The organism is Streptomyces sp. SD31 (assembly GCF_052068475.1).
Classification (GTDB): domain Bacteria; phylum Actinomycetota; class Actinomycetes; order Streptomycetales; family Streptomycetaceae; genus Streptomyces.
The window spans coordinates 33,312-54,146 of record NZ_JBQHCX010000022.1 but is presented as its reverse complement, the minus strand read 5'-3'; the positions used below and the strand labels follow the sequence as shown (position 1 = coordinate 54,146).

Below are 20,835 nucleotides of genomic sequence, written 5' to 3'. Positions count from 1 at the left end.
CTTCGACGTCCCGCATCGAAACGATTCGATGAACCCTGCGTGACGCCCCCCACGACGAGCGTGACGAGCACGACTCACGGGACAGTGAGCCATCCGACTCCCCTGGAGGCACTGGATGTTGACGGCACGAAGGCGTGTGGTGGCGACCGCCGCAGCGGTTCTGAGCGGGGCTCTGCTCCTGGCCTCCTGCGGCGACTCGGACAGTGGTGGATCAGACGGCAAGACGCTGAGACTGTGGCACTACGAGGGTCCGGACAGCGCGATGGGCGTGGCCTGGAACGCGGCCATCAAGGAGTTCGAGAAGACCCATCCGGGCGTCAAGGTGGAGTTCGAGGAGAAGGGCTTCGAACAGATCCAGAAGACCGCCCCGATGGTCCTCAACTCGAGCGACGCACCCGACCTCATGGAGTACAACAAGGGCAACGCGACGGCGGGACTCCTCTCCAAGCAGGGGCTCCTGACCGATCTCACCGCCGAGGCCACCGAGCGCGGCTGGGACAAGAAGCTCAGCGCCGGGGTGCGGACGACCAGCCAGTACGACACCAACGGCGTGATGGGTTCCGGGAACTGGTACGGGATCCCCAACTACGCCGAGTACACGATGGTGTTCTACAACAAGGACCTCTTCAAGAAGTACGGGATCCAGGAACCCACCACGTTCGCCGAACTCACCGCCGCCATGGACAAGTTCGTCGACGAGGGCATCACCCCGCTCGCCAACGCGGGCGCCGAGTACATGGCCGGCCAGTACCTCTACCAGCTCGCCCTGTCGAAGGCCGACCGCGCGTGGGTCGACTCGTACCAGCTCTACAAGGGCAAGACCGACTTCCACGACGCCGCCTGGACCTACGGCGCCGAGACCTTCGCGGACTGGGTGAAGAAGGGCTACATCAGCAAGAAGTCCAGCGGCACGAAGGCGGAGGACGCCGGGGTCTCCTTCATCCAGGGCAAGAGCCCGATCCTGTTCTCCGGCAGCTGGTGGTACGGCCGCTTCGCCGCGGAGAACAAGTTCGACTGGGGCACCTTCCTCTGGCCGGACTCGGACATGACCGCCGGCTCCGGCGGCAACCTCTGGGTCGTCCCCAAGGGCGCCAAGAACAAGGAGCTGGCGTACGACTTCATCGACATCACCATGTCGGAGAAGATCCAGAACCTGCTCGGCAACAAGGGCGGCGTCCCCGTGGCGGCCGACCCTGCCGCCATCACCGACCCGCAGGCCAAGGCGCTCATCGCCAACTTCAACACCCTCTCCGATAGGGACGGCTTGGCCTTTTACCCGGACTGGCCCGTTCCCGGCTTCTACGACGTCCTCGTCTCCGAGACACAGAAGCTGATCACGGGGAGCGCGACACCGGACGCCTACCTGGACGCGGTGCAGGAGGCGTACGACAAGGGCGTACCGAAGACATGACGGTCACCGTCAAGCGGGGAGAACGGGGCGGCCGGGTCACCAAGCAGGACCAGCACGCGAAGGGCCCGCGCCGCCCCCGGGACTCGTACACCCTGTTCCTGCTCCCGGGGATCCTCGCCTTCTTCGCGATCATCATCGTGCCGTTCCTGATGAACACGGGCGTGAGTTTCACCGAGTGGCAGGGCGTCGGCACTCCGAAGTGGGCCGGGCTCGCCAACTACCGGGAGCTGATGGACGATTCGGAGTTCTGGGCGTCCTTCCGGCACAGCCTCTTCATGGTCATGGCGATGGCGGCGGTGCCGACGGTGGTCGGGCTGGTCCTCGCGGCCGCCCTGTTCGACTTCGTCGGCAAGCACTTCGGTACGAAGACGGTCGCCGTGCTCCGCGCCTGCTTCTATCTCCCGCAGGTCCTGCCGATCGCGGTCGCGGGCATCGTGTGGAGCTGGATTCTCGCACCGGAGAACGGCTCCCTGAACGAACTCCTGAAGGCCATCGGACTCGGCAGCCTCCAGCAGGACTGGCTCGGCGACCCGGATTTCGCGCTCTACAGCGTGATGGGCGTGATGGTGTGGGTGCAGATCGGCTTCCCGCTGGTCATCTTCATGGCGGGGCTGCAACGCGTCGACCCGCAGCTGTACGAGGCCGCCGAGCTGGACGGCGCCGGCTGGTGGCGGCGGTTCTGGCACGTCACCCTCCCCCAGATCCGGCCCGAGATCTACGTCGTCCTCCTCTGGTGCACGATCGCCGCGCTCAAGGTGTTCGGCGCGGTGTACGTCCTCACGAAGGGCGGGCCCGGCGGTGCGACCAACGTCCCCTCCTACTTCTCCTTCACCACCTTCTTCGAGAAGACCCAGGTCGGCTACGGCGCCGCGATCTCGACCGTGCTGACCGTGGTCATCCTCGTGCTGGCGCTGATCGGCCTCAAGCTCCAGACCCGCGCCGAGGACACCGAGGAAGGGCTCCGCACATGACAGCCGTACGCACCGAGACAGCCGTACGCACCGATGCACGCCGGCCCGTCCGCTCCGTCGTCGGTCGCTATCCCGTCCTCGTCGCCCTGTTCATCGGCGCCCTGTTCATGGTCCTGCCGTTCCTGATCGTCGCGCTCAACGCGGTGAAGTCGCCCGCCGAGTACTCGTCGAACGGCCCGCTCAGCCTCCCCGAGGGCCTCTACCTCGACGGCCTGAAGGACTTCTGGGAGCGCGTCGACTTCGGGCAGAAGCTCGTCAACTCCGTACTGATCAGCGGCAGTGTGGCTCTCCTGGCCGTCGTCCTGTCCGTCCTCAACGCGTACGCGATCGGCATCGGCCGCATCAAGGGCCGCACCTGGGTGCTCGCCTTCTTCGTGCTGGCGAACATGCTGCCGCAGGAGGCGCTGGTCTATCCGATCTATTACCTGAGCAAGGAAGCCGGCCTGTACGACACCAGGCTGAGCGTCATCATCGTCTTCACCGTGATCCAGGCCGCGTTCGGTACGTATCTCCTCTCCGCCGTGCTCGGCAAGTTCCCGCGCGAGATCATCGAGGCCGCCAAGATCGACGGGGCCAACAAGTGGCAGGTGCTGTGGCGGATCGTGGTCCCCGTCAGCCGGCCCACCATCGGCGTGCTGCTGGTCCTCTTCTTCATCTGGACCTGGAACGAGTTCCTGCTGCCCCTGGTCATGTTGATCTCCAACGACAACCAGACCGTGTCGGTGGCGCTGGGCGTGCTCCAGGGCCAGCGTCTGATGGACGCCACGATGACGAATGCCGCCGCGCTGCTGGGTGTCCTGCCCGCCATCGTCTTCTTCCTCGTCTTCCAGCGGACCCTCACCCGCGGGATCGCCGTGGGTGCGGTCAAATGAAGGAGTGTGGCCCGTGAAGTTCACCGATGGCTACTGGCTGCTGCGCGAGGGGGTGACCGCAGCTCACCCGGTCGAGGTCCTCGATGTGACCGACGGGGCCGGCGCCCTGGAGATCCATGCGCCGACCCAGCCCATCCGCCACCGCGGCGACCTGCTGAAGGGACCGGTCGTGACGATCAGCGCGCACGCGCCGATGCCGGACGTCATCGGCATCACGTTCACGCACTTCGAGGGCGAGGAGCCGCACGGGCCCCAATTCGAGCTGGCGAAGGACGAGTTCACGGCCCATACCGGCTACGACGAGGAGTCAGCGACCCTCACCGCGGGCGCCCTGTCCGTCAGAGTCAGCCGCACCGGCCCCTGGCACGTCGACTTCCTCGCGGACGGCCGCACCCTCACCTCCAGCGGCCCCAAGGGCATGGGCATCATGCGGGACGCCGGCACCGGCGGCCACTATCTGCGCGAGCAGCTGAACCTCGGCGTGGGCACACAGGTCTTCGGGCTCGGCGAGCGCTTCGGGCCGCTGGTCAAGAACGGCCAGGTCGTCGACATGTGGAACGCCGACGGCGGCACGGCCACGGAACAGGCGTACAAGAACGTGCCGTTCTATCTGACGGACGCGGGCTACGGCGTCTTCGTCGACCATCCGGGCCGGGTGTCGTTCGAGGTCGGCTCGGAGGCGGTGTCCCGGGTTCAATTCAGCGCCGAGACACAGCAGTTGACGTACTACGTCATCTACGGCCCGACCCCGAAGGACATCCTCCGCAAGTACACGGCCCTCACAGGGCGTCCGGCCCTGCCGCCCGCCTGGTCGTTCGGGCTGTGGCTGTCGACGTCCTTCACCACCTCCTACGACGAGACCACCGTCAGCTCCTTCATCGACGGCATGAAGGAGCGCGAACTCCCGCTTTCCGTCTTCCACTTCGACTGCTTCTGGATGCGCGAGTTCAACTGGTGCGACTTCCAGTGGGACCCGCGGGTCTTCCCGGACCCGGAGGGCATGCTGGCCCGCCTCAAGGAGCGCGGGCTGCACATCAGCGTGTGGATCAACCCGTACATCGCGCAGCGCTCGCCGCTCTTCGCGGAGGGCAAGGCCCTCGGGCACCTGCTGAAGAGGCCGGACGGCAGTGTCTGGCAGTGGGACCTGTGGCAGCCGGGGATGGCGCTCGTCGACTTCACGAGCGAGGCCGCCCGCGCGTGGTACGCGTCGAAGCTGGAGGCACTGCTCGCGCAGGGCGTCGACTGCTTCAAGACCGACTTCGGGGAGCGGGTCCCGCTCGACGTCGCCTACGCGGACGGCGGCGACCCCGAGCGGATGCACAACTACTACACGTACCTGTACAACCGCACGGTCTTCGACGTGCTCAGCAAGCACCGGGGCGAGTCCGAGGCCGTCGTCTTCGCCCGCTCGGCGACCGCCGGCAGCCAGAAGTTCCCCGTGCACTGGGGCGGCGACTGCGAGGCGACGTACGAGTCGATGGCCGAGTCGCTGCGGGGCGGGCTCTCCCTCGGCCTGTCGGGGTTCGGCTACTGGAGCCACGACATCGGCGGCTTCGAGGGCACGCCGACGCCCGCCCTCTTCAAACGGTGGATCGCCTTCGGGCTGCTGTCCTCGCACAGCCGGCTGCACGGCAGCTCCTCCTACCGCGTCCCCTGGCTCTTCGACGAGGAGGCCGTGGACGTGCTGCGCCTCTTCACCCGCCTGAAGCTGCGCCTCATGCCCTACCTGTACGAGGCCGCCCGCGCCGCGCACACCGAGGGCGTGCCGATGATGCGCGCGATGGTCCTGGAGTTCCCGGACGACCCCGGGTGCGCGCATCTGGAACGGCAGTACATGCTCGGCCCCGACCTGCTGGTCGCCCCCGTGTTCTCCGACGAGGGAGACGTCTCCTACTACGTCCCCGAGGGCACCTGGACCCACTTCCTCAGTGGGCAGTCGGTCACGGGACCGCGCTGGGTGCGCGAGCGACACGGCTTCCTGAGCGTTCCGCTGCTGGTCAGGCCCGGTGCGGTGATCCCGGTGGGGGCCGTGGACGACCGGCCCGACTACGCGTACGCCGACGGCGTCACCCTGCACGCGTACGGGCTCGGACGCGGCGCCCAGGTGACCGTAGCCGTGGGCGACGTGACTTTCACCGTCGTCCGAGAAGGGGACGTGCTGCGGGCTTCCTGCAGTGATCCCTCGGCGCCCTGGGGACTGGCCGCGGGTGGACGTGAGGTGCGGGCGAAGGCCGGTACCGGGTTTCTGACGGTGAAGCTGGGCTGATGGTCAAGATCACCGATGTGGCGCGGCACGCCGGGGTCTCCCCCAGCACCGTCTCGTACGCCCTGAGCGGCAAGCGCCCGATCTCCGAGGAGACCCGGCGGCGCATCGAGGCGTCCATCCGCCAGCTCGGCTACCGCCCCCACGCCGGGGCCCGGGCGTTGGCGAGCAGCAGGTCGAACGTGCTGGCGCTGGTGATCCCTTTACGGGCCGGCATCCATGTGCCGGTGGTGATGCAGTTCGCGGTGTCGGTGGTCACCGCCGCCCGCGCCCACGACCACGATGTGCTGCTGCTGACGCAGGAGGAGGGCGAGGCGGGGCTGCGGCGCGTCGCGGACACCGCGCTGGTCGACGCGCTGATCGTGATGGACGTCCAACTCCGCGATCCCCGGCTGCCGTTGCTGCGCGCCCTGGACCGGCCCTCGGTGCTGATCGGATTCCCTCAGGAACCGGAGGGGCTGACCTGCATCGACCTGGACTTCAGGGCGGCGGGCGAGCTGTGCGTCGAGCATCTGGCCGGGCTCGGGCACCGGGTGATCGGACTCGTGGGGTCGCCGCCCGAGGTGTACGTACGGGAGACGGGGTTCGCCCAGCGCGTGGTCCAGGGCTTCACCGCCGCGGCCGACCGGAACCGGCTGTCCTCCTCGGTCCACCCGTGCGAGTCGACGCCCGCGGCGGCCCGCCGGATCGCCGAGCAACTCCTGCGGGAGCAGCCCGCGTTGACGGGCGTCGTGGTGCACAACGAACCGATCCTGGAGCCGCTGATCGACGCGTTCGAGGGCCTCGGCCTACGGGTCGGGAAGGATCTGTCGGTCACGGCGATCTGCCCGGACGAACTGGCCGAGCGCGCCCGCGTCCCCGTCACCTCGATCGCCATACCGGCCGCCGAGGTGGGCGCCGGGGCGGTGGATCTGCTGATGAAGATACTCGGCGGCGACTCCGCACCGGAGGCGACTCTGCTCTCACCGCGGCTGACCGTGCGGGCCAGCACGATGCCCCGCCCCTGAACCACCCCCCAACCCCACTCCCCCCACGGAAGCAATCCTGTCCAAGCCGCCAATGCAAGGCCCTAGTTGAAGGAGCCGTGCCATGAAAGGCAAGAGAAGACGGAGAACCCCCGTGGGACGGGGTATCCCCGCCCTGGCCCTGGGCCTGACCCTGGTCGCGGGACTCGGCGTCACGGCCACGGGAACGGCCGCGGCGGACGACTCCGCGTACGCCTTCCGCAACCCGAAACTCTCCGTCGACCGCCGTGTCGACGACCTCCTCGCCCGCCTCACTCTCGACGAGAAGATCTCTCTGCTCCACCAGTACCAGCCCGCGATCCCCCGCCTCGGCATCCAGTCGTTCAAGACCGGCACAGAGGCCCTGCACGGCGTCGCCTGGCTCGGCGAGACCACCGTCTTCCCGCAGGCCGTGGGCCTCGCGTCGACCTGGGACCCGGCGCTGATGAAGAAGGTCGGCTCGGCGGTGGGCGACGAGGCGCGCGGCTTCCAGCAGGAGCGCCCGCCCGGCTGGGGCCTCAACCTGTGGGCCCCGGTGGTCAATCCGCTGCGCGACCCGCGCTGGGGACGCAACGAGGAGGGCTACTCCGAGGACCCGTACCTGACGAGCGCGATGGCGACCGCGTACGGCACCGGCCTCACCGGCGGTGACCCCGACCACCTCAAGACGGCGCCCACGCTCAAGCACTTCCTCGCCAACAACAACGAGGCCGACCGCACCACCACCTCGTCCGACCTGCGCCCACGCGTCCTCAAGGAGTACGAGGAGCAGGCCTTCAGACCGGCGATCGAGGCGGGCGCGGCGACCGGCGTGATGTCGTCGTACAACCTCGTCAACGGCCGTCCGGCGACAGTCAATCCGGCGCTGGACGACGTACGCACCTGGACCTCCCACGACCTCCTGAACGTCACCGACGCCCACGCGCCCAACAACCTGATCGGAACCGGCAGTCAGAAGTACTACGGCACCCTGACCGAGGGCAACGCGGCCACGCTGAAGGCGGGCATCGACAGCTTCACGACGGACGACATGAACTCCGAGCGGACCACGATGGCCATCAAGTCGGCAGTGTCGACAGGCCTGTTGAAGGAGTCGGACGTCGACACGGCGGCCGGGCACATCCTGAGCATCCGCGTCCGGCTCGGTGAATTCGACCCGGGCGGCGGGAAGTACGGCTCCATCGACAAGTCCGTCATCAACAGTCCGGCCCATCAGAAGCTGGCCCGGAAGGCTGCGGCCGATGCGGCGGTGCTGCTGAAGAACTCGGCCGCCACCCTGCCCCTGAAGGCTTCCGCGTCCCAGGACGTGGCGGTCGTGGGTCCGCTCGCCGACACCCTCTACACCGACTGGTACTCGGGCACCCTGCCGTACGCCGTGACGCCCAAGGAGGGCATCGCCGCGAAACTCGGCACGTCGGTCGCGAGCAGTGAAGGCGTGGACCGGATCACGCTGAAGAACGCGGAGAGCGGGACGTACGTGACGGCGGGGACGGACGCCGACGGCGAGGCGCTGAAGGAGAGCGCGTCCAGTGGGGCCGAGGCCCAGTTCGACGTGTTCGACTGGGGCTCCGGCATCGTGACCCTGCGGTCGGCCGCGAACGGCAAGTACGTCGGCTACAACTGGTCGAACTTCGTCAACGACCAGGTCCAGCCGAACGGTTGGTTCGTGCAGCAGCAGTTCGCGCTGGAGGAGCAGGCCGACGGCACCCACCTGCTGCGGTACGCCGGCTACGAGACCCGGGAGCCCTGGTGGTCGAACCCGGTCTACCTCGGCCCGACCGGCCCCGACGGCACCCTCGGTCTCGTCACCAAGGAGGAGGCCGCGCACTACACCAAGGACGTCGTCCGCAGCGGCACCGAGGAGGCCGTGGCCGCCGTGAAGGGCAAGGACGCGGCGGTCGTGGTGGTCGGATCCATGCCCGCGATCAACGGCCGCGAGAACGACGACCGTGAGGACATGGGCCTGGCCCCGTCCCAGGAAGCCCTGGTCAAGGCGGTGCGCGCGGCCAACCCGAAGACGGTCGTGGTCGTCGAGAACAGCTACCCGACCACCCTCGGCGCCCTCCAGAAGGAGGTCCCGGCCCTCCTCTGGACCACCCACGCGGGCCAGGAGACCGGCAACGCCCTCGCCGACGTCCTCTTCGGCGACGTGAACCCGGCCGGGCGGCTCACCCAGACCTGGTACGAGTCTGAGGCCGACCTCCCCTCCATCCTGGAGTACGACAACATCAAGCACGACCGCACGTACCAGTACTTCAAGGGCGACCCGCTCTACGAGTTCGGCTACGGACTCTCGTACTCCTCCTTCCGTTACGGGGAGTTGAAGCGCTTCGACGATGGATACGAGGTCGCCGTCACGAACACCGGCAAGCGTGCCGGGGACGAGGTCGTGCAGCTCTACACCCACCAGCGCGTCTCACGCGACAAGCAGCCGTTGAAACAGCTGGAGGCGTTCCAGCGGATCTCGCTCAAGCCGGGCCAGACGAAGACCGTCAAGCTGAAGCTCGCGACGAAGGACCTCGCGCACTGGGACGTCACCCGCTCCAAGTGGGTGGTCGAGAGCGGCACGTACGACGTCCTCGTGGGCGCGTCCTCCGAGGACATCCGCTCCCGTACCTCCCTGAAGGTGCGCGGCGAGACGATCCCGGCCCGGGATCTGTCACGGGTGACCCGCGCCGAGAACTTCGACGACTACGAGGGTGTCCGGTTGGTGGACGAGTCGAAGGTCCGGGGAACCTCGGTGGGGGCTTCGGCCGACGGGGCCTGGCTCGAGTTCGCCGATGCCCAACTGGGCTCCGGCGCGGCGAAGTTCAGTGCGCGGGTGGCCGGAGCGGCCGGCAAGGTCGAGATACGGCTCGGCTCACCGACCGGCACACTCGTCGGTACGGCGACGGCGTCCGCAACGGGGTCGGTGTACACGTACGAGACGGTGAACGCCTCCCTGTCCGCCGCCGCGAAGGGGCGCCAGGACGTGTACCTCGTGCTGAGCGAGGGCCAGAGATTGTCGACGTTCTCGCTGCGCTGACCGGACAGCCAACCCGCCAACTCGCCGACCCGCCATGTGACACCGCGGCCCAGGGCGCGCACCGAAAGGCCGTCCTGGGCCGCACCGATCGTCCTTCTGCCGGCACACAGCGTCCAGGTCGCCGCTCTCGACGGCCTTGCGGAAGGATGCATGCGCCCACGTCTGATACTCAGGAAAGGGGTGACTATTAGTCACGTTGTTGATTAATCCGCTAGCGTGCATCCATGGCTTTGCGGAACGCGGTGATGGCCGCGCTGCTGGAGGGCGAGGCGTCCGGGTACGACCTCGCGAAGGCGTTCGACGCGACGGTCGCCAACTTCTGGATGTCGACGCCCCAGCAGCTCTACCGGGAGCTGGATCGCATGGAGGCCGAAGGACTCGTCACGGCCCGCGTCGTCGAGCAGAAGCGCCGCCCCAACAAGCGACTGTTCTCCTTGACGGAGGCCGGGCGGAAGGCCGTCCACGCCTACACCGCCGAGCCCTTGGTCAAACCGGCGGTGATCCGGGACGAGTTGCTTGTCAAGGTGCAGTGCCTGGACGCGGGCGACATGGAAGCGGTCCGGACCGCCATCACCGAGCGCATGGAGTGGGCCACCGCCAAGCTGGCCCGCTACGAGCGGCTCCGGCAGCGCCTGCTCGAGGGGCGCTCTGAGGAGGCGTACTTCGCCGAGGCCGAGCGCATCGGCCCGTATCTCACCCTGCTGCGCGGGATGTCGTTCGAGCGGGAGAACCTCCAGTGGGGGGACATGGCGCTGCGCAGGCTCGAACAGCGCACGGCCGCGCTCGGGGCCGACGGCTGACTGCGGCGACCCCACCCACACAGTTAGTCAACAAAGTTAGTAGCTGGACGGTCGTGAGCAGCCCGGCCTCTCAGGGGTCGTCGGTCTGTGTCCGAGCGAGGACCAGCTGCGGTTCCTTGTCGGCGGGATCGCGATGCAGTTCCTTGCGGTCGTAGAACCGGGTCTAGAGGATGGAGCGGACGACGCCGGTGATCTGACGCAGGGGCTGGAACTCGACTGAAGAGCAGTTCAGCACGAGGAGCCGTCGGCGTCGTCGCAAGCCAGCGCATCACACCGATGGGGAGGTGTCCCCAGCGGACGCGGCCACCGGAAGCAGCGCCGGCCGCTTGGCCTGGCGGCCGTCGCCGGAGGAGCGGCCACGCAGGCGGCGGCCGACCCAAGGGCCGAGGAAGGTGCCGGCCCAGCGCAGTTCGGCACCCACGGTCCTCCAGACAGAGATGTCTGTCCCCTCGGCCGGCAGGGGAAGGGTCCACTTGTCGTCGCTGCCCGGCAGACCGAGCGCCTGGGCCACGGCAGCCGCGATGCGCGCGTGTCCCAGCGGGCCGGCGTGCAGCCGGTCAGCACTCCACAACCGCGGATCGGTCGCCGCCGCGTGCGCGGCCGTCTCCGCCACCACCACGCCGTGGCGGTCGGCGGCCTCCCGGATGCGCGCGTTGAGTGCGAGAACACGGTGACCGATCGGGCGGGCCAACGGCGTGATACGCCCGACATCGGGAAACATGAGGGTCGCGACGGTGGCGCCCTGCGCGGTGAGAGCGGCGAACATCGCCTCAACATGGCCGGCCACCTCGTCGAGGTCGCAGCCCGGGCGCAACACGTCGTTGACCCCAGCCACCACGGTGGCGAGGTCGGGCCGCATCGCGAGGGCCGGAGCCAGCTGCTCGGCGCGCACCTGACCGGCCTTACGGCCGCGCACCGCGAGGTTGGCGTAGAGCAGCCCGGGGCTGTGGCAGGCGACCTGCTCGGCGAGCCGGTCCGCCCAGCCCCGAAGACCACGGACGTCGTCGCCGTCCCCGAGCCCCTCGGTGTGACTGTCACCCAGGGCGACATAGCGCAGATACGCACTGCTCGACACGGGGCCGACCGCCTCTCGTCAACGCTGCTGATGGAAGTGGCACACGGCCATCGCTAAACAACTAGGCACCTAGTCGCATTGTTGAATATGACGATAGCTGCGGGCTCGCCTTCCTGCAAAGTGACTCCGGCTCCAAGAGCCGGGGACGGAGTTCACCCGGCCGATCCGGCCGGGAGGGCCCGCCGGCGGCGGCCGGGCGCTCGGAGCGGGCCCTGTCGAGGGGTCAGGCGAGGGAAATGACGACCGACTTGGTCCTCATGTACGCCTGCAGCGCCTCCGGCCCGGATTCGCGTCCGTAGCCGGACTGCTTGACGCCGCCGAAGGGCACGGCGGGATCGAGCATGGCCCAGTCGTTGACCCAGACGATGCCGGCGTCCAGGCGCGCGGCGACGCGGTGGGCGCGCGCCAGGTCGGAGGTCTGCAGACCGGCGGCGAGTCCGTACGGCGTGCTGTTCGCCAGCGCGATCGCCTCTTCCTCGGTGTCGAAGGGCTGAACCGTCAGCACCGGGCCGAAGATCTCCTCCTGGACGGTGCGGGCGTCGTTGTCCAGGCCGGCGATGACGGTGGGCTTGAAGTAGTAACCGCCGTTGAGTTCCAAGCGCTCACCGCCGACGACGATGCGGCCGCCGTCCTCGGCGGCCGCTTTCACGTACCGCTCGACGTTCTCCAGGTGCCGCTCGCCGGCCATCGGCCCGACGACGGTGGCCGGGTCGAAGGGGTCGCCGACGGGGACCGCCGGAACCGCGTCGGCGAGGATGCCCAGCGTGGTGTCGTACAGGGACCGGTGGACCAGCAGCCGGGGTCCGCCCATGCAGAACTGTCCGGTGTTGAAGACGAAGGCCTTGATGATCGCGCCGATCGCCTTCCCGACGTCGGCGTCCTCGAAGACGATGTGCGGCGCGTTGCCACCCAACTCCATGGTGACCGGCTTGAGTTGCTCGCCGGCCGTGCTCGCCGCCAGGCGGCCGATCCTCGTCGACCCGGTAAAGGCGATCTTGTCGACGCCCGGATGACGCAGCAGTGCCTCACCCAGGACGGGGCCGCTGCCGGTGACGACGTTCACCACACCCGCGGGAACGCCGGCGTCGGCGAGGATCTCCGCCATCAGCAGCGCGCTGAGGGGGGTCTCGTCGGCCGGTTTGTGGACGATGGTGTTGCCGGCCGCCAGGGCGGGGGCGAACTTCGATGTGCTCAGGATCAATGGGAAGTTGAACGGGGTGATCGCTCCCACCACGCCGATGGGCTCCCTGCAGGTGTAGGCGTGGGAGGGTATGGGGAGCTGCCGCGTGGCCCCGTCGAGGCTCTGCGCCTGCGCCGAGTAGTACTCGTATGTCTCGGCCACGGTCTCCACGTCGACCGCTCGGCTCAGCGAGACGGGCTTGCCGACGTCGAGGCTCTCCACGGCGGCGATCTCGTCCGCCCGTTCGCGCACCAGATCGGCCACCCGGTGCAGCACGCGGGCGCGCTCGCGGGCCGGCGTCCGGGGCCACGGCCCCGCGTCGAAGGCCTCGCGGGCGGCGGCCACCGCGACGGCGAGATCGGTCCCGTCGGCCTCCGCGACCGTGGTGACGACTTTGCCGGTGGACGGGTCGATGACGTCGCGCCGCTCCTTGGACTCCGCGTCCCGCCACTCTCCGCCGATGAACAGCCTGCCCGGTTCGATGTGCGGTCGCTGCACGCTCATGGCCCGCTCGCCCTCCCGGTGCGGCGCTGAGCCGTCACCGTGCTCACGCCGGTCGCGCCACTGCGGCCGGCAGGTTTTCGGATGATGGCCCAGCGGTGACGGCCTGGACAGAGAGCCGGGAGACGAGCGCTGGAAGTAAGGACGAATGACGTATCTCGTGCGCGACGTTCGGCCTTGCGAGGTCGGTCTGGTGTCGAGTGGTCCGCCTTCACGGTCCGGGCTCGCACCGATCCGGCCGCTTTCCCTCCGGTGGGACGAAGGGAGTCTGAGAGTCAGGACATTCGTCGCTGTGTCCATCTACTTGAACTATCAATAATTGACTCCAGGCGCCCAGCCGGAACGGCACGGCCCGTCTTTTTTTCCGTGGAAGGACGATCGATGACAAGTTCTCTCGCACGCAGGCAGATTCTCGGCGCGGGCATCGCGCTGGGGGCGACGACACTGATCGGTGGTGCGGCACAGGCCGCCCCGGGCACCGCCAGGTCCTGGCCCATGGAGTTCTCGCTGCCCAACGGGTGGGGGCCGGAGGGAGTCGCGATCGGCTCCGGGCCGTACGCCTACTTCGGATCGATCGCCACCGGCGGCGTGTACCGGGTGAACCTCACGAACGGCAAGGGCAAGGTGGTCCACCGCGGCCTGGGACGCATGACGGTCGGGCTGAAGGCCGACTCCTGGGGGCGGCTGTTCCTGGCGGGTGGCAGCAGTGGTGAACTGCGGGTCGTCGACGCCCACAGTGGTGCGCTGCTCGCCAACCACGTGGTCGCCGGAGAGAACAGTTTCGTCAACGACGTCCTGCTCACCCGCGACGCCGCCTGGTTCACCGAGTCGTTCAGCGCACAGCTGTTCAAGCTGCCCCTGGGCAGGCAGGGCCGCATCGGCGCCCCGGAGAGCCTCACGCTGAGCGGTGACTGGGTGCAGTCCGGTTTCACGTCCAACGGCATCTCGCTCACCCCCGACGGCAGCGCCCTGCTCGTCACCAACGCGGCCGCGGACGGCGGCTCGCTGATGCGCGTCAACCCCCACACCGGCGTGGCCCGCAAGGTCGACTTGGGTGACACCACACTGCCCAGCGGCGACGGGCTCGCACTCGTCGGCCGCACCCTCTACGTCGTCCAGCCCAACCCCAACCAGGTGGACGTGATCCGGCTCAACCGGTCGGGTACGCGGGGCACCGCGGTCGGGGTGATCAGGGACGACCGCTTCGACCTGCCCACCACGGCCGCCGCCTACCAGGGTCGGCTGTACCTCCCCAACTCCCGCTTCACCACCCCGGGCCGGGACGAGAACACCCCTTACAACGCGGTGTCCGTGCCGTTGATGTGACGTACGGCCGGAGAACGGCTGGACCCCGTCCGCTCGAAGCGGGCGGGGTCCGTTGCTCTGACGTACGGCCGGAGTGCGGCTGCACCCCGCCCACTCAGGGCCGGCGGGGTACAGCCGCAATCGCCGTTTCTATCCGTGCGTGGTGATGGTGTGCGCTTCGGTGAAGGAGAGCAGGCCCTCCGAGCCCATCTCCCGTCCGATGCCACTCTGGCGGAAGCCGCCGAAGGGAGCCCGGTCGTCGCACGCGACGGCGTTGGCGTGGTTGATCCAGGTGGTTCCGGTACGCAGCCTTTCCGCAATCCTGCCCGCGTGGGCGGGATCGCCGCTCCAGACCGAGGAGCACAGTCCCGACCAGTCGTTGTTGACCCGGTCCACCACGGAATCGACGTCGTCGAAAGGCAGGATCGGCAGGGCGGGGCCGAACTGCTCCTCGGTGACGATCCGCAAGCGGGGGTCGGGGTCGAGGACGAGTGCGGGACGCAGGAAGTGGCCCGCGGAGGTGGCGGCGCCGGGGGCCAGGGTGCCCCGTTCGCGCACCTCGGCTCCGGCGTCGGCCGCCTCGGCCAGCATGGCGGTGACCTTGTCGCGCTGGGCGGCGCTGTTGAGCGGGCCCATGGTCGAGGCGGGATCGGTTCCCGCGCCCACGCAATGGGTGTCGAGGGCGGAGGTCAGCGCGTCGACGAGCTCGTCGTAGCGGGAGCGATGGACGTACACCCGTTTGACCGCCATGCAGACCTGGCCGCTGGTCAGGAAAGCGCCCTGGACGAGCCGTCCGATGTGCTCCTGGTCGAGTACGGCGTCGTCGAGGACGATCGCGGGGTCGTTGCCGCCGAGTTCGAGCGTCACCGAGGCGAGGTTCTGTGCGGCGGCCGCCATGATGTGCTTGCCGGCGGCCGTGCTACCAGTGAAGACGATCTTTCGGACACGCGGGTCGGTGAGCAGTGGGGCGACCGCGTCGTTGCTGCCCGTCACCACGTTCAGCACCCCCGCCGGGAGCCCCGCGGCGAACAGCTCCAGCGTGCGCACCATGGCCAGCGGCACGGTGGGCGGGGGCTTGACCACGGCCGTGTTCCCGGCGAGCAGCGCGTACGGCAGGCTCGCCCCGAGGATGGCGATCGGCCAGTTGAACGGCACGATGACGGTGACCACGCCCGTGGGGAGCCGATGGATGTGCGAGGTCAGCGGCGGGCCGTCAAGGCGTCGTACCTGGTCGAGGGAGTCGGCCAGGTCTATCGCCGCCCGGGTGCGTGCGACGAAAACCCCCATCTCCACCTGGCTCTCGAAGGAGACCTTGCCGTTCTCCCTGGTCATCAGGGCCGCCCGCTCGGCCTCACTGCCGTCGAGGAGGGTGAGCGCCTGGCCGATGATCTCCGCTCGCCGGCGTGCGGGCATCGCTGCCCAGCTCGGGAACGCCGCGTCCGCGGCGGCTACCGCCGCCCGGGCCTGCTCAACGGTGGCCGCTGCGGCATGACCGACGACCTGATCAGGGGCCGCGGGGTTGTGGACGGCCGTCCAGTCTTCGGTCTCAACGGTCTTGCCGTCGATGAGCAGTCCGGTACGGACAGGTGCCGCCCAGGTCTCCGCCGGTGCTGTGTGGACTCTTTCGGACATGTGACCCTCCAGAGGATCAGGTTTGCCCCACCGTTCCGTGCTTCTGCGCCGTTCCCCGCCTCTCGGCGTGCAGGACGTCGATGACCAGGAAGCGCGAGAAGGAAGGGGCGATGACGCCTGTCGGACAATCATCCGCCTGGCGGACAGCTTTGGGTCAGCGTCACTTCGGACCCTTCCGGTGTCAACCCCTTCGCTGGGAAGTCCCGCTTGAACTCATGTCCGCAGTACGGACAGGCGTTAGGCTGACTGCGGGAACCCATAGCTCGACCGCAGCCGAGGAGTCGCGTGCCACGCCAGGGAACAGGACCGGATTTCATCGAGGCATTGGCCAGAGGGCTCGAGGTCATTGCCGCGTTTCCGCCCGGGCAGCCACAGATGTCACTGGCTCAGGTCGCCGGCGCCACCGGGCTCGCCAGGCCGACCGCCCGCAGGATTCTGCTGACCCTGGAGGAACTGGGCTATGTCCGCTCGTGTGAGGCGGGGTTCGCGCTGACCCCCAGGGTGCTCGAACTCGGGGTCGCCTACGTACGCTCCATGGGTCTGTGGGACATCGCGCGGCCGCATATGGAGCGCCTGGTGGAGCGAACCGGCGAGTCGTGCTCCGTGGCTCAGCTGGACGGATCGGACATCATCTACGTGGCCCGGGTGGCTGTCCCCAAGCTCGTGACCCTGTCGGTGCAGATCGGAACGCGGTTTCCGGCACTGCAGACCTCCCTGGGAAAGGTACTGCTGGCGGCACTGCCGGCCGATGAGCTGGAAAAGGTGCTCGCCGAACCCTCACGCTCGGGGCTGACGCCGTGCTGGCAGCCGAGCCCCGACGAACGCGACGCGGTCCTGCGCGAGGTGCGAGCACGGGGATGGGCGCTGACGGACCAGCAGTTGGCGCCCGGTATCCGGTCGGTCGCGGCCCCGTTGCGTGACGGCTCCGGCCAGGTCATCGCGGCGCTCAATGTCAACTGTCACGCGGCCGAGACATCGGTCGAGCGACTTGTCGAGGAGCATCTGCCATCGCTGTTGCAGACGGCGGGAGACATCAGCGCGGATTTCGCCCGCGTCGCCGCGGTGCCGCAAGCCTGAGGAGCCACTGCCCACTGCACGGACCTGAGGGCCGTCGAGGGGCCGCGTGCGCGTCACGCCTCCTCGAAGGCCGCCAGATCGAGGGGCGTGGGCCTGAAGTCCTGAAGCCGGTCCGCATAGGTGCCGGAGAAGAGTTCCGCGACCGATCCGGCGGTCCAGCCGTCCTGCCGGAACCGCTCCTCGACCTCACCGGGGTGCGTCCACAGAGCGATCCGGTCGCCCCCCGCCGCGATGGCCTGTCCGGTGATGTGGGCCGACTCCTTCGACGCCAGATACACGATGACCGGTGCCACGTCGTCCGGCGATCCCAGCCCCTGTCGCCGAAGGGCGTCGGGAACGGACTCCCCCGCGTCGACCTTCGCCACGAGGTCACCGACCCGGGGCATGGTCGCCACCATGCGGGTCAGCGCGGTGGGCACGATGGCGTTGACGGTGACATCGATCTTCGCGAGTTCGAGCGCCCAGGTGCGGGTCATCGCGACGATCGCGCCCTTGGAGGCCGAGTACGCGGTCTGGCCGAAGCTGGCGCGCTGCCCCGCCGGCGATCCCACCAGGATGAGCCGACCGCCCTCGCCCTGTTCCCGGAAGTGGGCCGCCGCCGCGCGGCCGCAGGTGAACGTACCGCGCAGATGGCTGTTGACGACGACGTCGAAGTCGTCGTCGGTGGTGTTGCGCAGGGTCCTGTCACGCAGCGCACCGGCGTTGGTGACCATCACATCGAGCCGGCCGAACTCGTCGACCGCGCGCCGCACCAGCTCGTCGGCGAACTCGGAACCGCCGACCGCCCCGACATGCGCGACAGCTGCTCCGCCCGCGTCCGTGATCAGACCGACCGTCTCCTTGGCCACGTCGGCGTCCAGGTCGTTCACGACGACGGAGGCACCCGCCGCCGCCATGGCACGGGCGTAGGCACGTCCCAGGCCTCGGCCCGCACCTGTGACAATGGCGGCTTTGCCGTCGAGCATGATGTCCTCCTGAGCTGGTCGATACGGCGTCCTTTTGAGCGTAGGAACGCCGGGGCCCGTGAGGATCCCGCTGATGACGGCACCTGTGGCCGACCTGTGTCCCGTCCGGTCCGGGACATCCGTCGCGGTCGGCGGAGCGGTCAGCTCTTCGGGGGCACCAGCCCTTGCCGTACCGCGAGCAGCGCGGCCTGGGTCCGGGAGGTGAGCCGGAGTTTGCGCAGGACGTTGCTCACGTGGGTGCGGGCGGTGCGCTCGCTGATCACCAGCTCGTCGGCGATCTGCTGGTTCGACCGGCCCTCGGCGACCAGGACGAGGACATCGCGTTCCCGGCCGGTGAGCGAGGCGAGCCCGGTCGGTGGCGAAACGATCTCCTGGGTGAGCCCCCTGGCCACCGCGGGGTCGAGGAAGACCTCGCCCCGGGCGGCCGCGCGGATCGCGGCCACCACCTCACCCGCTTCGGCGTCCTTGAGCAGGTAGCCGGCGGCTCCCTGGGCGAGCGCCGCGTGGACGCGTTCCATCTCGCCGAAGCTGGTGAGCACCACGACCCGGACACCGGGATGACGCTGCTTGATCGCTCCGATCGCCGTGGCCCCGTCCATCCTGGGCATGAGCAGGTCGATCAGCACCACGTCCGGCAGTTCCCGGTGCGCGGCCATCGCGTCCAGCCTGGTGAGCGCCTCCTGGCCGTCCGCGGCCTCCGCAGCCACCTCCATGTCGTCCAGGACCTCGAGGTAGGCGCGGATTCCGCGGCGTACCACGGCGTGGTCGTCGACGATCAGGACCCGGACCGGGCGGAGTGCTCCGTCTCCGTGAGCGGGACTGCCGACGGAGCGTTCCGGCCGTACTCCGACTCCGTGGGCGGCGCCTGGGGCACTCGTACCGGAAGGGGTACGACGACCCGTACGGTCGTGCCGCTCTTCGCGCCGGATCTGATCCTCATGGTGCCGCCCCATCGCTCCGCCCTTTCGCGCATGGTCGTCAGTCCATAGCCGTGGTGCCGGTGGGGACCGGTCCTTCGGCCCCCTTCGCTGTCCGGCGCGTCCCGTCGTCCGCCGGAGTCCGCGAATCCGCAGCCGTCATCGCGGATCACGGCGGTCAGTGTGTGGTCGCGTATGCCGAGACGAATGGTGACGGCGGTGGCCTCCGCATGCTTGACCACGTTGTGGATGGCCTCGGCGACGATCCGGTACATGTCCTCGGCCAGTTCGGGTTCGACCGCGTCCACTTCCTGCCCGCACTCCAGCCCGATGCTGAGACCCGTCCGGTTCTCGGTGCTCTTGACGAGCGTGGTCACCGCGTCCTCCAGCCCGAGCCGGAGGGAGGCGGACGGACGGAGTTCGTGCACCATGGCCCGGAGATCGGCGAGGACGGTCCGCGACAGGGACCCGACTTCGTCGGCGAAGTTCCGGACCGCCACCGCGGAAACCGCTTCGCCCCGCGCACCCAGCACTCCCACGGCGTTGGCCTGCATCCCGATGGAGAACACCTGCTGAACGATCGAGTCGTGCAGGTCGCGGGCGAGGCGCTGACGCTCGTTGCGGCGGGCACCCTCACGCTCCGTCTGGAGCAGGGTGGCGTGGTCGACGGCGAGGGCGGCCTGTTCCGCCATGGCGGCGAGGAACTCCAGTGTCCGGCTGCCGATCTTCTGGCCGGGGGCGAAGTAGGCGTTCAGCACCCCTTCGGGGCGGCCGCGCGCCATCAGCGGCACACTGACGAAAGAGTCCCAGTTCAGCTCCCCGAGGTACGCATGCAGCGGTTCCCAGGCGGGGTCTTCGAGGATCTGGGCCCATCGGTGCGGCACGACGATCGGCTTGCGCTCCTTCAGGGTGTCCAGCATGCACAGCCGGGCGCCCCGGTCACGGCACTCCAGGAGACGGTCGAGGAACCCGTCCCAGTGCCGCAGCCCCGCGGAACCCATCAGCCTCAGTTCTCGGCCGGTGCTGTCGAGGGTGAGGATCTGCACGCCGGCCAGGCCGTCCGCTTGGACGATCTGCTGCGCCACGGCGTCCAGTGTCGAGCCGAGCGAGCCCTCCGAGGCCAGTGCGATCGACGTCCTGGCGATCGCCGCGATCCTGCGCTGCCGATGCCATTCGTCGGTGACGTCGCGGAACGACACCACCGTGAACTTCGGGTCGGTCGGCAGACTGCGGGTCCGGTAGGCGAACTCGCGACGGGGTCCGGATGCGGGCTCCCAGTGGGCCACCTGCTCATCCGATCGAGCTTCCAGCAGCCCGGCCCGGCATGCGCCGACCCCCTCCGCCGGCGTGAACGGGGACGGCCCACCGATCAGCTCACCCTCCGAGTCCGCCTCGAGCAGCGCGGCGGCCGCCGGGTTCAGCCGTACGAAGCGGCCCACGCAGTCCAGAACGGCGAGGCCGTCCGGCGCGGCGGCGGCGATGTCGTCCCACCCCACGAGCGGCGACGCGGACATGACCGATCTCCTCATGGTCGACGAACGATGAACCTGCCCGGAAGCCCGCTGTGCCAGGCGGACGCGGCGTGGAACCGGGTGCCTCCGCGGCAGGCGTCGGTCGGCCTGGGGACGAAGCCGACTCGGGGCCGGTCACAGCATCGTAGCCCGGCGGATTCCGGGCGGTCCTACGTCATTCGACCTGTTCATCGGCGGGACGAAGCGCCGATCAGGTTCAGTCAATGCTCGCGTTCCCCCTGCTGAGGGCGGCTGCCTAGGTTGGAAGAGCGCCCCGTGGACCGTTACTCCCCCCAAGGGTCCACGGGGCCGCACGAGCGGCCTGC

The 20,835-nt window shown here is 69.0% G+C and carries 15 protein-coding genes; 9 read left to right on the top strand and 6 right to left on the bottom strand.

Going from position 1 to position 20,835, the window contains the following annotated elements:
* Positions 1–115 precede the first annotated feature (115 nt).
* The 7 genes from ACTMVF_RS36950 (at position 116) to ACTMVF_RS36920 (ending at position 10,346) form a co-directional block, all read left to right on the top strand.
* Positions 116–1,411 carry an ABC transporter substrate-binding protein gene (locus ACTMVF_RS36950; RefSeq protein ID WP_441275447.1) on the top strand — a complete coding sequence of 432 codons (1,296 nt, stop codon included), beginning with the start codon at positions 116–118 and terminating at the stop codon, positions 1,409–1,411.
* Entirely contained in the window at positions 1,408–2,382 is a 975-nt protein-coding gene (locus ACTMVF_RS36945; protein WP_441275446.1) for a carbohydrate ABC transporter permease, read from the top strand. The genes ACTMVF_RS36950 and ACTMVF_RS36945 overlap by 4 nt, the downstream gene beginning before the upstream one ends.
* 107 nt (positions 2,383–2,489) lie before the next feature.
* Positions 2,490–3,254, top strand: a complete 765-nt coding sequence (locus tag ACTMVF_RS36940; RefSeq protein ID WP_441275571.1) for a carbohydrate ABC transporter permease — start codon at positions 2,490–2,492, stop codon at positions 3,252–3,254.
* A gap of 13 nt (positions 3,255–3,267) precedes the next feature.
* Positions 3,268–5,520 (top strand): alpha-xylosidase, encoded by a 2,253-nt coding sequence (gene yicI, locus ACTMVF_RS36935; protein WP_441275445.1) that lies wholly within the window; start codon positions 3,268–3,270, stop codon positions 5,518–5,520.
* Positions 5,520–6,524: a LacI family DNA-binding transcriptional regulator gene (locus tag ACTMVF_RS36930; RefSeq protein ID WP_441275444.1), complete on the top strand. Its 1,005-nt coding sequence runs from the start codon at positions 5,520–5,522 to the stop codon at positions 6,522–6,524. The genes yicI and ACTMVF_RS36930 overlap by 1 nt, the downstream gene beginning before the upstream one ends.
* Before the next feature lie 112 nt (positions 6,525–6,636).
* Positions 6,637–9,546, top strand: a complete 2,910-nt coding sequence (locus ACTMVF_RS36925) for a glycoside hydrolase family 3 C-terminal domain-containing protein (RefSeq protein WP_441275443.1) — start codon at positions 6,637–6,639, stop codon at positions 9,544–9,546.
* A gap of 224 nt (positions 9,547–9,770) precedes the next feature.
* A complete protein-coding gene (locus ACTMVF_RS36920; RefSeq protein ID WP_441275442.1) occupies positions 9,771–10,346 on the top strand; it encodes a PadR family transcriptional regulator in 576 nt (191 codons plus the stop codon).
* A gap of 268 nt (positions 10,347–10,614) precedes the next feature.
* Here the strand turns inward: ACTMVF_RS36920 and ACTMVF_RS36915 are convergent, their stop codons facing one another.
* Both ACTMVF_RS36915 and ACTMVF_RS36910 read right to left on the bottom strand, forming a co-directional pair.
* Positions 10,615–11,421, bottom strand: a complete 807-nt coding sequence (locus tag ACTMVF_RS36915) for an SGNH/GDSL hydrolase family protein (protein ID WP_441275441.1) — start codon at positions 11,419–11,421, stop codon at positions 10,615–10,617.
* 223 nt (positions 11,422–11,644) lie between these two features.
* On the bottom strand, positions 11,645–13,105 hold the full coding sequence (locus ACTMVF_RS36910; protein WP_441275440.1) for an aldehyde dehydrogenase family protein: 1,461 nt from the start codon (positions 13,103–13,105) through the stop codon (positions 11,645–11,647).
* A gap of 378 nt (positions 13,106–13,483) precedes the next feature.
* Here ACTMVF_RS36910 and ACTMVF_RS36905 point away from each other — a divergent pair, with 378 nt between their 5' ends.
* Positions 13,484–14,428 carry a superoxide dismutase gene (locus ACTMVF_RS36905; RefSeq protein ID WP_441275439.1) on the top strand — a complete coding sequence of 315 codons (945 nt, stop codon included), beginning with the start codon at positions 13,484–13,486 and terminating at the stop codon, positions 14,426–14,428.
* Between the two features lie 129 nt (positions 14,429–14,557).
* Here ACTMVF_RS36905 and ACTMVF_RS36900 read toward each other — a convergent pair whose 3' ends face one another.
* On the bottom strand, positions 14,558–16,039 hold the full coding sequence (locus ACTMVF_RS36900) for an aldehyde dehydrogenase family protein (protein ID WP_441275438.1): 1,482 nt from the start codon (positions 16,037–16,039) through the stop codon (positions 14,558–14,560).
* Between the two features lie 285 nt (positions 16,040–16,324).
* Here ACTMVF_RS36900 and ACTMVF_RS36895 point away from each other — a divergent pair, with 285 nt between their 5' ends.
* Positions 16,325–17,116, top strand: coding sequence for an IclR family transcriptional regulator domain-containing protein (locus tag ACTMVF_RS36895; protein WP_441275437.1), 792 nt, complete (start codon positions 16,325–16,327; stop codon positions 17,114–17,116).
* Positions 17,117–17,169: 53 nt separating this feature from the next.
* Here ACTMVF_RS36895 and ACTMVF_RS36890 read toward each other — a convergent pair whose 3' ends face one another.
* From ACTMVF_RS36890 to ACTMVF_RS36880, 3 genes are all read right to left on the bottom strand, one after another.
* Positions 17,170–18,081: an SDR family NAD(P)-dependent oxidoreductase gene (locus tag ACTMVF_RS36890; RefSeq protein ID WP_441275436.1), complete on the bottom strand. Its 912-nt coding sequence runs from the start codon at positions 18,079–18,081 to the stop codon at positions 17,170–17,172.
* Positions 18,082–18,221: 140 nt separating this feature from the next.
* Positions 18,222–18,839 (bottom strand): response regulator, encoded by a 618-nt coding sequence (locus tag ACTMVF_RS36885; RefSeq protein WP_441275435.1) that lies wholly within the window; start codon positions 18,837–18,839, stop codon positions 18,222–18,224.
* A gap of 17 nt (positions 18,840–18,856) precedes the next feature.
* Positions 18,857–20,512, bottom strand: a complete 1,656-nt coding sequence (locus ACTMVF_RS36880) for an ATP-binding protein (RefSeq protein WP_441275434.1) — start codon at positions 20,510–20,512, stop codon at positions 18,857–18,859.
* Positions 20,513–20,835 lie beyond the last annotated feature (323 nt).

Bases quoted from the DNA above. Each gene is read 5' to 3' on its own strand.
- ACTMVF_RS36950 (WP_441275447.1), top strand. From the start codon at position 116: ATGTTGACGGCACGAAGGCGTGTGGTGGCGACCGCCGCAGCGGTTCTG.
- ACTMVF_RS36945 (WP_441275446.1), top strand. From the start codon at position 1,408: ATGACGGTCACCGTCAAGCGGGGAGAACGGGGCGGCCGGGTCACCAAG.
- ACTMVF_RS36940 (WP_441275571.1), top strand. From the start codon at position 2,490: ATGGTCCTGCCGTTCCTGATCGTCGCGCTCAACGCGGTGAAGTCGCCC.
- ACTMVF_RS36930 (WP_441275444.1), top strand. From the start codon at position 5,520: ATGGTCAAGATCACCGATGTGGCGCGGCACGCCGGGGTCTCCCCCAGC.
- ACTMVF_RS36920 (WP_441275442.1), top strand. From the start codon at position 9,771: ATGGCTTTGCGGAACGCGGTGATGGCCGCGCTGCTGGAGGGCGAGGCG.
- ACTMVF_RS36910 (WP_441275440.1), bottom strand. From the start codon at position 13,105: ATGAGCGTGCAGCGACCGCACATCGAACCGGGCAGGCTGTTCATCGGC.
- ACTMVF_RS36905 (WP_441275439.1), top strand. From the start codon at position 13,484: ATGACAAGTTCTCTCGCACGCAGGCAGATTCTCGGCGCGGGCATCGCG.
- ACTMVF_RS36900 (WP_441275438.1), bottom strand. From the start codon at position 16,039: ATGTCCGAAAGAGTCCACACAGCACCGGCGGAGACCTGGGCGGCACCT.
- ACTMVF_RS36890 (WP_441275436.1), bottom strand. From the start codon at position 18,081: ATGCTCGACGGCAAAGCCGCCATTGTCACAGGTGCGGGCCGAGGCCTG.
- ACTMVF_RS36880 (WP_441275434.1), bottom strand. From the start codon at position 20,512: ATGTCCGCGTCGCCGCTCGTGGGGTGGGACGACATCGCCGCCGCCGCG.